This is a genomic window from Pseudomonas sp. SDO52101_S400, from assembly GCF_054071635.1.
Window position 1 is genome coordinate 58,675 of the sequence record NZ_JBSVWF010000021.1, and the last position, 13,630, is coordinate 72,304.

General features: G+C 60.3%; 11 protein-coding genes. 5 read left to right on the forward strand and 6 right to left on the reverse strand.

What is annotated here, in order from left to right:
- Window positions 1–2: 2 nt before the first annotated feature.
- The gene (locus ACW9HX_RS13065) at window positions 3–1,703 is read right to left on the reverse strand and encodes a glutamine--tRNA ligase/YqeY domain fusion protein (RefSeq protein WP_457380936.1); all 1,701 of its coding nucleotides are present in this window, start codon (window positions 1,701–1,703) and stop codon (window positions 3–5) included.
- A 252-nt stretch (window positions 1,704–1,955) separates the two neighbouring features.
- On the opposite strand from ACW9HX_RS13065, the gene ACW9HX_RS13070 reads away from it, so the two are divergent.
- On the forward strand, window positions 1,956–2,462 hold the full coding sequence (locus tag ACW9HX_RS13070) for a peptidylprolyl isomerase (protein WP_096822285.1): 507 nt from the start codon (window positions 1,956–1,958) through the stop codon (window positions 2,460–2,462).
- Window positions 2,459–3,205, forward strand: a complete 747-nt coding sequence (lpxH, locus tag ACW9HX_RS13075) for a UDP-2,3-diacylglucosamine diphosphatase (protein ID WP_457380937.1) — start codon at window positions 2,459–2,461, stop codon at window positions 3,203–3,205. Before ACW9HX_RS13070 ends, lpxH begins: the two co-directional genes overlap by 4 nt.
- 190 nt (window positions 3,206–3,395) lie before the next feature.
- On the opposite strand, the gene ACW9HX_RS13080 is transcribed toward lpxH, so the two are convergent.
- From ACW9HX_RS13080 to ACW9HX_RS13100, 5 genes are all read right to left on the reverse strand, one after another.
- Window positions 3,396–4,925 carry a DHA2 family efflux MFS transporter permease subunit gene (locus ACW9HX_RS13080; protein ID WP_457380938.1) on the reverse strand — a complete coding sequence of 510 codons (1,530 nt, stop codon included), beginning with the start codon at window positions 4,923–4,925 and terminating at the stop codon, window positions 3,396–3,398.
- Window positions 4,926–5,094: 169 nt separating this feature from the next.
- Entirely contained in the window at window positions 5,095–6,297 is a 1,203-nt protein-coding gene (locus ACW9HX_RS13085; protein WP_457380939.1) for an HlyD family secretion protein, read from the reverse strand.
- A 15-nt stretch (window positions 6,298–6,312) separates the two neighbouring features.
- Window positions 6,313–7,782 (reverse strand): efflux transporter outer membrane subunit, encoded by a 1,470-nt coding sequence (locus tag ACW9HX_RS13090; protein WP_457380940.1) that lies wholly within the window; start codon window positions 7,780–7,782, stop codon window positions 6,313–6,315.
- The gene (locus ACW9HX_RS13095; protein WP_085608360.1) at window positions 7,772–8,254 is read right to left on the reverse strand and encodes a MarR family winged helix-turn-helix transcriptional regulator; all 483 of its coding nucleotides are present in this window, start codon (window positions 8,252–8,254) and stop codon (window positions 7,772–7,774) included. The genes ACW9HX_RS13090 and ACW9HX_RS13095 overlap by 11 nt, the downstream gene beginning before the upstream one ends.
- A 94-nt stretch (window positions 8,255–8,348) precedes the next feature.
- Window positions 8,349–8,543 (reverse strand): hypothetical protein, encoded by a 195-nt coding sequence (locus tag ACW9HX_RS13100; protein WP_457380941.1) that lies wholly within the window; start codon window positions 8,541–8,543, stop codon window positions 8,349–8,351.
- Between the two features lie 14 nt (window positions 8,544–8,557).
- On the opposite strand from ACW9HX_RS13100, the gene ACW9HX_RS13105 reads away from it, so the two are divergent.
- The 3 genes from ACW9HX_RS13105 to ACW9HX_RS13115 are packed head-to-tail and all read left to right on the forward strand — an operon-like array spanning window position 8,558 to window position 13,568.
- Window positions 8,558–9,526 carry a fimbrial protein gene (locus tag ACW9HX_RS13105; RefSeq protein WP_457380942.1) on the forward strand — a complete coding sequence of 323 codons (969 nt, stop codon included), beginning with the start codon at window positions 8,558–8,560 and terminating at the stop codon, window positions 9,524–9,526.
- A 54-nt stretch (window positions 9,527–9,580) separates the two neighbouring features.
- The gene (locus tag ACW9HX_RS13110; protein WP_457380943.1) at window positions 9,581–12,394 is read left to right on the forward strand and encodes an ATP-binding protein; all 2,814 of its coding nucleotides are present in this window, start codon (window positions 9,581–9,583) and stop codon (window positions 12,392–12,394) included.
- Window positions 12,381–13,568 carry an EAL domain-containing response regulator gene (locus ACW9HX_RS13115; RefSeq protein ID WP_457380944.1) on the forward strand — a complete coding sequence of 396 codons (1,188 nt, stop codon included), beginning with the start codon at window positions 12,381–12,383 and terminating at the stop codon, window positions 13,566–13,568. Before ACW9HX_RS13110 ends, ACW9HX_RS13115 begins: the two co-directional genes overlap by 14 nt.
- Window positions 13,569–13,630: the final 62 nt, after the last annotated feature.

Below are 13,630 nucleotides of genomic sequence, written 5' to 3' on the forward strand. Positions count from 1 at the left end.
GATCACTGGCCCCACGAATCGCGCAGGGTCACGGTACGGTTGAATACCGGCTGGCCTGGTTTCGAGTCCTTGATATCCGCGACGAAGTAGCCTTCGCGCTCGAACTGGAAACGGTCTTCCGGCTGTGCATTGCCCAGCGAGGGTTCGGCACGACAACCGGTCAGCACTTGCAGTGAGTCAGGGTTGATGTTGTCCAGGAAACTCGCGCTGTCTTCGGCCTTCTCCGGGTTCGGAGAACGGAACAGGCGATCGTACAGACGCACTTCGCACTCGACGCTGGCAGCGGCCGGCACCCAGTGGATCACGCCCTTGACCTTGCGGCCTTCAGGGTTCTTGCCCAGGGTGTCCGGATCGTACGAGCAACGCAGTTCGACGATGTTGCCGTCGGCGTCCTTGATCGCTTCGTCGGCACGGATCACGTAGCTGCCACGCAGACGCACTTCGCCGTTCGGCTCCAGGCGCTTGTAGCCTTTTGGCGGCTCTTCCATGAAGTCATCGCGGTCGATGTAGATTTCACGGGCGAACGGCAGCTTGCGCACGCCGAGTTCTTCTTTCTGAGGGTGACGCGGCAGCTCGAGGTTCTCGACCTGATCTTCCGGGTAGTTGGTGATCACGACTTTCAACGGGCGCAACACGCACATGGCACGTGGGGCGTTCGCGTCCAGGTCCTGCCGGATGCTGAACTCGAGCATGCCGAAGTCGACCACACCGTCGGAACGGTTGGTGCCGATCATGTCGCAGAAGTTGCGGATCGACGCCGGGGTGTAGCCACGACGGCGGAAGCCCGACAGCGTGGACATGCGCGGGTCGTCCCAGCCGTTGACGTGTTTCTCGTCGACCAGTTGCTTGAGCTTGCGCTTGCTGGTGATGGTGTAGTTGAGGTTCAGACGGCTGAATTCGTACTGACGCGGGTGCGCCGGCACTGGCAATGCGTCGAGGAACCACTCGTACAGCGGACGATGGCTTTCGAACTCCAGGGTGCAGATCGAGTGGGTGATGCCTTCGATGGCATCCGACTGACCGTGGGTGAAGTCGTAGTTCGGGTAGATGCACCACTTGTCACCGGTCTGATGGTGATGAGCGTGGCGGATCCGGTACATGATCGGGTCGCGCAGGTTCATGTTCGGCGAAGCCATGTCGATCTTGGCACGCAGCACGCGGGCACCGTCCGGGAACTCACCGGCGCGCATGCGGGCGAACCAGTCCAGGTTCTCTTCTACCGAACGGTCGCGGAACGGGCTGTTCTTGCCCGGCTCGGTCAGGCTGCCGCGGTATTCCTTGGCTTGCTCAGGCGTCAGGTCGTCGACGTAGGCCTTGCCGGCCTTGATCAGCTCGACGGCCCAGTCGTGCAATTGGTCGAAATACTGCGAGGCGTAGCGCACTTCACCGGACCATTCGAAGCCCAGCCATTTGACGTCGCTTTCGATCGCGTCGATGTATTCCTGGTCTTCCTTGGCCGGGTTGGTGTCGTCGAAACGCAGGTGCGTGACGCCGCCGAACTCCTGGGCCAGGCCGAAGTTCACGCAGATCGACTTGGCGTGGCCGATGTGCAGGTAGCCGTTGGGCTCAGGCGGGAAACGAGTGACGATCTGCGTGTGCTTGCCCGAGTCCAGGTCTGCCTGGATGATCGGCCGCAGGAAGTTGACCGGCACGGCAGGGCCGGTCTTGGCATTCGAGGTAGGGTCGACAGTGGGCTTGCTCATTGGGATCCTTGACTTACATGTGCGCGGCCGCAGAGAGGGGCCAGACAAAACAAAGCCGCTATCATAGCCGATGCTGTCAAGGGGCTGACAGAGCAGGCCTTATAAAGGAGCGCATTTAATCGCAGGGATTTGAAAAACAGCCTCGAAATTCACGCCTGTCACGCTAAACTGCGCACCTTGGCCGACGCTGGCTGAACCGGTTGCGGGGTTGAATGTCCCACAGCCACGAATTTCTTATAAAGAGTAGCGATCATGACTCAAGTCAAACTGACCACCAACCACGGTGACATCGTCATCGAACTGAACGCTGAAAAGGCCCCGATCACCGTGGCCAACTTCATCGAATACGTCAAAGCCGGTCACTACGAAAACACCGTTTTCCACCGTGTCATCGGTAACTTCATGATCCAGGGCGGCGGTTTCGAGCCAGGCATGAAGGAAAAGAAAGACAAGCGTCCAAGCATCCAGAACGAAGCCGACAACGGTCTTTCCAACGACAAGTACACCATCGCCATGGCGCGCACCATGGAGCCGCATTCGGCTTCCGCGCAGTTCTTCATCAACGTGGCCGACAACAGCTTCCTGAACCACAGCGGCAAGAACGTTCAGGGCTGGGGCTACGCTGTATTCGGCAAAGTGACCGCCGGTACTGATGTTGTCGACAGCATCAAGAAAGTATCGACCGGTTCCAAAGCTGGCCACCAGGACGTACCAAGCGACGACGTGATCATCGAGAAAGCCGAGATCATCGAAGCGTGATATTGCTGATTTCAGACTTGCATCTGGAAGAGGAGCGCCCGGACATTACCCGGGCGTTTCTGGATTTGCTCGCCGGACGCGCCCGCTCGGCGAGTGCGCTGTACATTCTGGGCGACTTTTTCGAGGCGTGGATCGGCGACGATGCCATGACTCCCTTCCAGCGTTCCATCTGCCAGGCCCTGCGCGAACTCAGCGACAGCGGCACGGCCATTTTTCTGATGCACGGCAATCGCGACTTCCTGCTCGGCAAGGCTTTCTGCAAAGAGGCCGGCTGTACGCTGTTGAAGGACCCGAGTGTCGTGCAGTTTTATGGCGAGCCGGTGCTGCTGATGCACGGCGACAGCCTGTGCACCCGCGACGAAAGCTATATGAAGCTGCGTCGCTACCTGCGCAATCCGGTCACTCTGTTCATCCTGCGGCATCTACCGTTGAGCACTCGCCATAAGCTGGCACGCAAGCTGCGCAGTGAAAGCCGGGCACAGACGCGGATGAAGGCTAACGACATCGTTGATGTCACGCCGGAGGAAATTCCGCGAATCATGCAGGAATACGGGGTGAAAACCCTGGTTCATGGGCATACCCATCGACCGGCCATCCACAAGTTGCAGCTCGGCGATCAGGCCGCGAAGCGGATTGTGCTGGGGGATTGGGATCGTCAGGGTTGGGCGTTGCAGGTGGATGAGAGTGGGTTTGGGTTGGCGCCGTTTGACTTTTTACCACCTTTGGCTTTGTCTAACGGCTGAGCTCCCCCCCTCACCCCAGCCCTCTCCCCAAGGGGGAGAGGGGGAAAGGGAGCCGATCTTCATGCTGTTCAAACCTGAGTTCGACTGAAGACTTTCAGGTCGACGTACCTCGAAAGAACGCCTCCGTCAGTCCCCTCTCCCCCCGGGCGGTCCGACGTTTCGGGAGGGTTAGGGTGAGGGGCTTTTGATCTTAGTGCCCGGACGCAGCCGGGCCTGCCTTCGCAGCAAACGGCGGCTTAGCCAGCCACACAATCAGAATCAACCCCATGAACCCCCACCCCAGCAGCGTGAAGTAATCCACGGTGGAAAGCATGTACGCCTGGCTGGTCAAAATCTGATCCATCTGCGCATAGGCCGATTGGCTCGCACCGCCTAAGTGATTCAAGGTCTCGCGGGTCGCCGGCTCATAGGTGCTGATGCTTTCACTCATATAGGCATGATGCTGATCAGCCCGACGAATCCAGATCCACGTGGTCAACGATGCCGCAAAGCTGCCGCCCAGGGTCCGCAAGAAAGTCGCCAGGCCAGCGCCATCGGCAATCTGGCTAGGCGGCAAGTCCGACATCAGGATGCTCAAGGTCGGCATGAAGAACAGCGCCACGCCAATACCCATGAACAACTGCACCAAAGCGATGTGCTGGAAGTCCACCTCGTTGGTAAACCCGGCGCGCATGAAACAGCTCAAGCCAATCGCCAGAAATGCCAGCCCGGCCAGCAGTCGCAAGTCGAACTTGTTCGCGTACTTGCCGACAAACGGTGACAACACCACCGGCAGAATCCCGATCGGCGCCACCGCAAGCCCGGCCCAGGTCGCGGTGTAGCCCATCTGGGTCTGCAACCACTGCGGCAGGATCAGGTTGATACCGAAGAAACCGGCGTAACCCAACACCAGCACCAGCGTGCCGATGCGGAAGTTGCGGTAGGCGAACAGACGCAGGTTGACCACTGGATGCTGGTCGGTCATTTCCCAGATCACGAACACCGCCAGTGCAATCACCGAAATGGCCGCGCCGATGATGATGAAGTTCGATTCGAACCAGTCCAGGTCATTACCCTTGTCGAGGATCACCTGCAAGGCGCCCACACCGATGATCAGCGTGATCAGCCCGACGTAGTCCATCGGCTGACGACTGGTGACCACCGGGCGTTTGGCCAGTTGCGAACGCACCACCATCACCGCGAACACGCCAATCGGCACGTTGATGAAGAAGATCCACGGCCAGCTGTAACTGTCGGTGATCCAGCCACCGAGAATCGGCCCGGCAATCGGGGCCACCACCGTAACCATTGCCAGTAACGCCAGGGCCATGCCGCGCCTGGCGGGTGGATAGACCGCGATCAGCAGCGTCTGAGTCATCGGGTACAGCGGCCCGGCCACCAGCCCTTGCAGGACCCGGAAGCCGATCAGCTCAGGCATCGACGTGGAAATACCGCAGAGGAACGAGGCCAGTACGAACAGCATGGTCGCCCAGAGAAACAGCTTCACCTCGCCGAAACGCCGGCTCAGCCAGCCGGTGAGCGGCAGCGCGATGGCGTTGCTCACGGCGAACGAGGTAATGACCCAGGTGCCCTGCTCCGAACTCACGCCGAGGTTGCCGGAGATGGTCGGCAGCGCCACGTTGGCGATGGTGGTGTCGAGCACCTGCATGAAGGTCGCCAGCGACAGGCCGATGGTGCTGAGCAACAGGCTGGGCGGCGAAAAAGAGGCGTTATTGCTCATCGCGAATCCTATGAAACCGGGTTGACGCCCTGTCTGTTACAGACACAGCAGCCCTTGTGGGAGCGAGCCTGCTCGCGAACGCTGACTGACATTCAACATGGAAGTTGTCTGACACACCGCTTTCGTCGGAACGCCGCCCGGAGCAAGCTTGCTCCCACGGGGGAAAGATTCAGCGTTGCGCGGTCTTGCTGACTGCAGCGCTGTTGTCGTGGATCAGTTGCGCGATCATCGCGTCGGCTTCAGCCAACTGACGGTCGTAGACGCTGGTGCTGAACGAGGCCTGTTGCGGCGGCTGCTGAGCCAATACCGGGCCGCTCTGGTCGTGCAGGTTGACCTCGACATTGGTTGACAGACCGACACGCAGCGGATGCTTGGCCAGCTCTTCGGCGTTGATGTGAATCCGCACCGGTACACGTTGCACGATCTTGATCCAGTTACCGGTGGCGTTCTGCGCCGGCAACAGGGCGAACGCGCTGCCGGTGCCGGCACCAAGGCTGTCGACGGTGCCGCTGAATTTCACGTCGCTGCCATAGATGTCGGATTCGATGTCCACCGGCTGGCCGATGCGCATGTCGCGCAGCTGGGTTTCCTTGAAGTTGGCGTCGATCCACAGTTGATCCAGCGGGATCACCGCCATCAGCGCGGTACCCGGCTGTACACGCTGGCCGAGTTGCACGGTGCGCTTGGCAACGTAACCGGTCACCGGTGCGATCAAGGTGCTGCGGGCATTGGTCAGGTAGGCCTGACGCAATTGCGCAGCGGCAGCCATCACGTCCGGATGGGACGACACAACGGTGTCATCGACCAGTGCACTGGTGGTTTTCAACTGTTGTCTGGCGTTGGCCAGGGCGTTTTGCGCCGAGGTCAGGTCGTCGCGGGCGTGGGACAGTTCTTCCTGGGAAATCGCGCCGCCGGCGGCAAGGTTTTTCCGGCGGTTGAAGTTGTCCTGGGCTTTCTGTACTTCGGCTTGCTGCGCATTGACCTGCGCTTTCATGCCGTCAACGTTGCTGTACAAGCCGCGAACCTGACGCACAGTGCGGGCCAGATTGGCCTGGGCACTTTGCAGACCGACTTCGGCATCGTTAGGGTCGAAGTTGATCAGCACCTGCCCTTCGTGAACCAGATCGCCATCGTCGGCACCGATGCTGACCACGGTGCCGGTCACCAGCGGGGTGATTTCAACGACGTTGCCGTTGACGTAGGCGTCATCGGTGCTTTCGTTCCAGCGCCCGACGAACTCGTGATACGCCCAGACGCCGGCACCGGCGAGGGCAACCACGACGGCCAGCACCACCAGCATCACTTTGCGTTTGCGTGGATTACCGGTGTCGGGGACGTTGTCTTTAGCTTGAGTGTTTTCGGCAGTGGCCATGACAAATACCTTGAATTAGTTGTGCGTGGTGGCTGGGCTGGCGTTGGCGGCGGTCAGGGTTTGCCCCTGGAAGCCGCCACCCAGCGCTTGCATCAGTTGAATCGACAGGTCGATCTGCTCGGCATTCAGGTTCGCCAGCTGACGCTGGGCCTGCAGCAATTGCTGCTCGATGCTGAGCACGTCCAGGTAGTTGCCGATTCCGGAACCGTAACGCTGGACCACGGTGTTGTAAGAATCCTGGGCAATCTCGGTCGCGTGCTGCTGGGCACCGATCTGCCGACCGATGTCACGCAACTGGTTGATCGTGTCGCTGACATCGCCCAAGGCTTTCACCAGGCTTTTGTTGTATTGCGCCACGGCCAGGTCGTAGTCGGCGTCGCGGGCATCGAGGTTGGCGCGCAAGCGGCCACCGTCGAAGATCGGCAGCGAAATGGTCGGGGCGATGTTGAAGAAGCGGCTGGCGGACCCGAACATCGCGTCACCCAATAACGATTCGGCACCGGCGGACGCCGTAAGGTTCAGGTTGGGATAGAAGCGGGTCTTGGCCGAATCGATGTCCTTGCTCGCAGCCTCGACACGCCAGCGTGCGGCGACCAGATCCGGGCGACGGCCCAGCAGTTCCGCCGGCAGAACAGACGGCAGCGCTACGGCGCTGGCCTGCAGGACTTTCGGCCGGGCGATTTCGTTGCCGCGATCCGGACCTTTGCCGAGCAGTACGGCCAGGGCGATTTTTGCGCTGTTCAGACGTTTTTCGGCGTCGATCAGGCTGGCTTCGGAGCTGGCTTCCAGACTTTGGGTCTGCTGGAACTGGTACTGGCTGTCGATCCCGGAACTCAGGCGGCGCTGGCTCAGATCGAGCATTTGCTTGGTGCGTTTGAGGTCTTCGCTGGCCAGGTCGTAGACGATGTGCGCCTGACCCAGATCGCTATAGGCCCGTGCCACGTCGGCGGCGAGGGTCAACTGCGCGGCCTGACGGTCGACCTCGGCGGCGCGGGCCTGACCGAGTGCGGCTTCCCAGGCGTCACGCTGACCGCCCCAGAGGTCGAAGTTGTAATTGAAACCGGCGCTGATGTTGCGCGTAGTGGCGTAGGCATCGCCCTGCCCTCGCGGGTCCTGATCCTTGGCCAGACGCGAACGGGTAATGCCGGCGCTGGCGTCGAGGGTCGGGTAGCGCTCGGCATCAGCGGCGTACGCGGCGGCGCTGGCCTGGTGGGCGCGGGCGTCGGCGATCTGCATGTCCGGGCTGTCTTTCAGGGCTTCGCGGATCAGGCCGTCGAGCTGCGGATCGCCGAGGCTGGTCCACCAGTCGCTATTCGGCCAGGCGGCCTGGGACAGGGTGACGCCGTTGAGCGATTGCCCGGTCTTGAGGGTTTTCGCGTCGAGGCTGGCGCCCTGGGTATCGAGGCCGCTGTAGTTGGCGCAACCGGCGAGGATCATCGCCGACAGCACCAGTGTCAGGCTGCTGCGCAAGGTTTTACCGCTCATTGTGTTCACCTAACCGCTGGATGGTGATCGGGTCACCGGCTGCCAGCAAAATTTTCTTGAGGATGTATTCCAGGGTTTTCAACTCGTCCGGGGTCACGGCGCCGGCCAGTTCGTTCATGGCGTCGGCACCGATGTGCGGCAGGCGATCGGCCAGTTGCTGGCCTTGCTCGGTGAGTTTCAGTTGCACCTGACGGCGATCGCCTTCGCTGCGCTGGCGAACCAGAAAGCCTTTCTGCTCCAGACGGTCGAGCATGCGCGTCATCGAACCGCTGTCCAGCGACAGGTGCCGGCACAGCTCGGCCGGGGTATCGACGCCGAACTGGGCCATGATGATCAACACCTTGAACTGCGCGGCGGTGATGCCGTGGGGTTCCATGTGGGTGTCGATGATCTTGTCCTTGAGCAAGGCCGCACGGCCGAGCAACAGGCCGAGATGGCAATGCTTGAATTCGTCGGGGGTGAAATGCTTCATGTGCTCACCTAATAACTGCCTAGGCAGTGAATGTATGTCGAGATGTTACTGCCTAGGCAGCGAATGTCAACGTAATAGTTAGGTTGCTTTGTAATTAGTTGACCAGCGGACTGGGTTTTTCGTCAGTCAAGCGGGCGTCATCGCTGACATGCAGGCTGGAGATACGTGTGGGAGGTGGCTTGCCAGCGATAAAAACAACCCGGAAAAAGGGAAAAACGCGTGTTCTAGGAATCGCCTGATGTGCATCGGCAAGCGGCGTGTCTAACTTACGGCGCTCACTGGCCGACACGTATAGTCCTCCTCATGAAGCGTTCAACCCTTCAGCGCCCCCTGCTCCCTTTTATCGCGGCGAGCTTGCTGGTCTGCACATCGCACGCCATGGCCGGCAGTTGCACAGCCATCGACTCCAAGCCCCAAACCCTCAACTTCGGCGCCAGTCTGGCCAATGGCAGCCTGACGATCCCTGCTGACACGCCCAATGGCACCGTGGTCTATCAAGACACCGTGTCAGGGACCGGCCATAGCTGGAGGTGCACTCTGGCGTCGCAATACGGCGTACTCCTCGAACCAAGGCTTGGCAGCATCACCGACTCGGTATCAACCTTCCCGCTGGGCAAGACCGGGCTGTCATTTCGCATCTGGATGGATGCGCTGAGTCGCTACGAATCGTCTTTGAAATCGATCCCGCCGAACGTTAACTACGGCATCGCTTCCGGCAACGTGCGGCTGGAAATCGTCAAGTCCGGCGAACTGGCTTCACAGGTCAGAATCGATGCGGGCCCCCTGGGCACCCTGCAAGACGATGACCTGATTCTGAAACGATTCAACCTGACCAACCCGATCGTATTGAATGCAGCCTCCTGTCAGACGCCGTCCGTGCCGGTTGCCATGGGTGACGACTATCAACTCCTGGATTTTCGCGAGGCTGGCGCGAAACCCCGCACGGTGCGTTTCAACATTGGCTTGAACCAGTGTCAGACCGGCATCAAGAAGGTGACTTACTCGCTCAAGGCGAACACCCCGGTCATCGACGCGACAAAAGGTATTGTCGCGCTCAATGAAAGCTCCACCGCCAAGGGCATCGGCCTGCAATTGATGAATGACGCCGGGCAGCCCGTGGCGTTGGACACCACCTACCCGTTCGACGCTTTCACCACCACCGGCACCGACTTCAAGATTCCTTTGTCGGCCTCGTATTACCGCCTGGGAACGGATGAGCTCAAGGCCGGCAGTGCCAACACCGAGGTCACCTTCATCGTGAACTACCTGTAATCATCTAAGGATCGTCTGATTTTCCCGGCATCTGGCCACCCCTACAGTGCCGGGATGAGATTAAAGAACTACCTCCACCAGATCAGCCCGATCCTGTCCTCGCCCGATGCCGCTCGGCGCCTGTTGCGCATGTTCGCCCTGGTGCTGCTGGTGGGCATTCTGGGCGGCGTTTACAGCTTCCTGCTGTTTACCTTCAACAACGAAATCTCCCAGCGGCGCAGCTACATGAGCAGCGCGATCGCCGAAGCCCATACCTTTTTCACCACTCGCGAAGCACTGCTGGAAAGCCTGAGCCTGTCGGCCACACGCAAAACCGAAATCAATGTGCCGGTGTCCGATGAAGAGATCCGTCTGCTGCTGGGACAAACGCCCGGCCAGCAATGGAGCATCTGGCTGACCCAGCGCATGCGCGATTACCTGAAGGCCAAACAGCTCAATCTGATCTACGTCAGCAGCGGCATCGACGCCCAGGCTTCGCGGCTGTACAACGCGACCCCGCAGATCCGCGACTTCCCCTTGGCCATGCTCAAGCAGCTGGAATCCCTCAAGCACCACAACACCAGTGCCCTGCAGGAGCTTTGGCTGACCCATGCAGCAGACGGGCATTCACAGCTATATATCTTCATTCGCCTTGACGAACGCGACATCCACTCCGGCTGGCTCGGCCTGGAAATGGACGACCGCGAGGTGTCCAGTGCCTTGAGCGATCACAGCGCCGGCGAGTTCACCATGTTCAATTCCCAGGGCATGCCACTCTTCAGCAACAGCAGCAAACCGCCCCCCGGACAGCATCTGCCGCTGCTGCGGCAACAGGATTTCTTCGGCTTTGTCGGCGACGGCTGGCTGTCGGGGCAACTGGTGTTGCGCAAGCAATTGAAATCCTCGGACTGGCAACTCACCTACTCCATCGACTTGCGTGCAGTGCTGTCGACGCTGTGGCCGCAGATGCTCGGCGCGCTGCTGTTCTGCCTGTTGAGTATCAGCCTGGTGTGCCTGTTGGTCCGACGTCTGGAACATCGTTTCATTACGCCGGCGATCCACCGCATCCAGGCTTTGGTGGAAAGCGAACTGTTCAGCCGTGACGTCATTCAGACCGCTCCCGTGGCGCTTTGCGTGCTGCGGCGCACCGATGGCGAAGTGGTGCTGGAAAACACCCTCGCCCGACAATGGCTGGGCGAATGTGGCGAACAACTGGGTGCTGGCTGGATCCGTGATGCCTTCGACACGACCGGTCCCAGCCTGACGGACTACTTCGAGACCGCCGATGGCCGTCACCTTTATCTGAGCTGCGCGCCTACCCGCTACAGGGGCGAAGATGTGTTGCTGTGCGCGTTCAGCGACATCAGCGCACGCCGGCAAATCGAAGCGGCGCTGGAGCAGGCCCGCCAATCGGCCGACGCCGCCAACGAAGCCAAGACCTTGTTTCTCGCCACCATGAGCCACGAAATCCGCACCCCGCTCTACGGTGTACTCGGCACCCTGGAGTTGCTCGCACGAACACAACTGGATACCCAGCAGAAAAGCTACTTGCGCGCCATCGAAGGTTCGTCGGCCACCTTGCTCCAGCTGATTTGCGATGTGCTGGATGTATCAAAGATCGAGGCCGGGCAACTCGCTCTTGAGCTGAGCGAGTTTTGCCCAACGGATCTGGTGCAGGAAGTCGTGCATGGTTATGCGGCAGCGGCGCAGAGCAAAGGCTTGCAACTCTACGCCTGCCTCGACCCGCAACTGCCGGACACCTTGAAGGGCGATGCCAGCCGCTTGAGGCAGATCCTCAACAATCTGCTGAGCAATGCCGTCAAGTTCACCGACTCCGGGCGCGTGGTGCTTCGGGTCAAACTGATCAGCCGTGAAGGCGAGCGTGTATGCATGCAATGGCAAGTCTCGGACACCGGCAAAGGCATCTCGCATGACGATCAGGCATTCATTTTCGATCCGTTCTACCAGACCGAAGGCAACACCAACGTGGTGGCCGGCACCGGTCTGGGCCTGCCGATCTGCCTGCGTCTGACGCACTTGATGAATGGCACCCTGCGCATGGTCAGCGAGCCCGGACTGGGCAGCAGTTTTTCCCTGAGCGTGCCCTTGGAGCAACCTTCGTGCAACGCATCCCCGGTCGTCATGCCAGCATTGGCAGCGAACATCGTGTATGTGGTCTCGCCTGTGCGTGAACTGGCCGACAGTATCAGCGGCTGGTTGCGCCGCTGGGGCGCCCGCCCGCATATCGGAGCCCCTGACTGCCTGGAGCCTGGCGCGACGGCTGTGCTACTTGAGTTGTATCCCGCGCCCTGCGGGCAACGCCCGAGCCTGTCATGGCGAGGTCCGCGGGTCCTGGCCTGCAGCGACGGCGCCCACGAACCTCAGTTCAGCGGTGATGGCTGGAGGGTCAATCTGAACGACCTGACCGCGATCCAACGGGCGGTATGCCAGGCTCAGGGCGGCCAGACCGCGCATTACCCGGAACAACGAGAACCCAATGCATTTCGATCGTTGCACCTGCACATCCTGGTGGCAGAGGACAACGTCATCAATCAACTGATCCTGCGCGATCAGCTCGAAGAGCTTGGCTGCACGGTGACACTGGCCAGCAATGGCGAGGAAGCGTTGTCACACTGGCACGACGACACGTTCGATGTCGTCCTGACCGACGTCAACATGCCCGGGCTCAACGGCTACGAACTGACCAAAGCGCTGCGGCGCCTGGGTTGCACCACCCCGATCATCGGCGCCACCGCCAACGCCCTGCGCGGTGAAGATGCCCTGTGCCTGGCCGCGGGCATGAATCACTGCCTGGTCAAACCTTTTACGCTACGAGCCTTGTTCGCTGTCCTGGCTCCCTACGAACGAGTCACTCATGAAGCCCTGTAGCATTCTGATTGTCGAAGACCATCCCTTCCAGCATCTGTATTTGCAGAACCTGTTCAACGAGTTGGGTCAATTCGATCTGGCGTACGCCCGAGATGGTGAAGAAGCACTGAACCTTCTCAAACAACGCGCCTTCGACCTGGTGCTCACCGACCTGCTGATGCCTGGCATGGACGGCGTGCAATTTATCCAGGGGCTTGCCGCTCAGCGCTCGCGCCCCGCACTGGCAATCATGAGTGCCGCCTCTCGGCGCATGCTGATGGGCGCCAGCCTGGTGGCAAGCAATCTTCAGGTGAAAGTCATCGGGCTGATTTCCAAACCGGTAAACTCTGCGGCCCTGCGCTGCCTGATCGACCAGTTGCAGGTCTGGCGCCAGACCGTGCCGGCCGAGACGCACCCCGGCATCGACCGCCAGAGTCTCTTGAACGCCCTCGAAAACGGCGAACTGCAAGCCTGGTTCCAGCCCAAGAAAGCCCTGAACAATGGCCGGATCGTTGCCGCCGAAGCACTGGTGCGCTGGGTACATCCCGAGCATGGCACACTGTTGCCCGGCGCATTCCTGCCGGCGCTGGTCGCCTACGGCCTTGAAGAGCAACTGCTGTGGCAAGTCCTGAAACAGGCGATTGCCGCACAAATCGTCTGGTGCCAGCAGGGCTACGACATTCCGGTCTCGATCAACCTGCCCACGCACCTGCTCAACAGCCACGACCTGCCAGACCGCATCCTCGCGTTCGTGCTGGCCCATCAAGGCCTGCCTGCACGGATCTGCTTCGAATTGATGGAATGCTCGGTGCCCGATGACATCAGTAACTTCTACGCCGGTGCCTGTCGCTTGCGGATCAAAGGGTTTGACCTGTCCCAGGATGATTTCGGCAAAGGTTACAGCTCCTACATGAACCTGGTGTCAGCCCCCTTCACCGAACTGAAGATCGACCGCACACTGGTACAAGGCTGTAACGCCAACGAAGAACTGGCCCAGGCCCTTACCAGCATTGTCCGCCTGGGGCGACAACTGGGTCTGACGGTGGTGGCCGAAGGCGTGGAAACCGCGCAGGAACTTGCTCTGTTGCGTAAAATCGACTGCACTCAGGTCCAGGGTTTCCTGATATCCCACGCCGTGTCTGCGGATCAGTTCCAGCACTTGCTGACCCAGGACGGGCCAGCGAATGCTTATTGACCTGCAAGAAGCGGTTGACGATCGTCATTTGCCATCGAGGTCACTGTGTCCAAAGTTTCTTC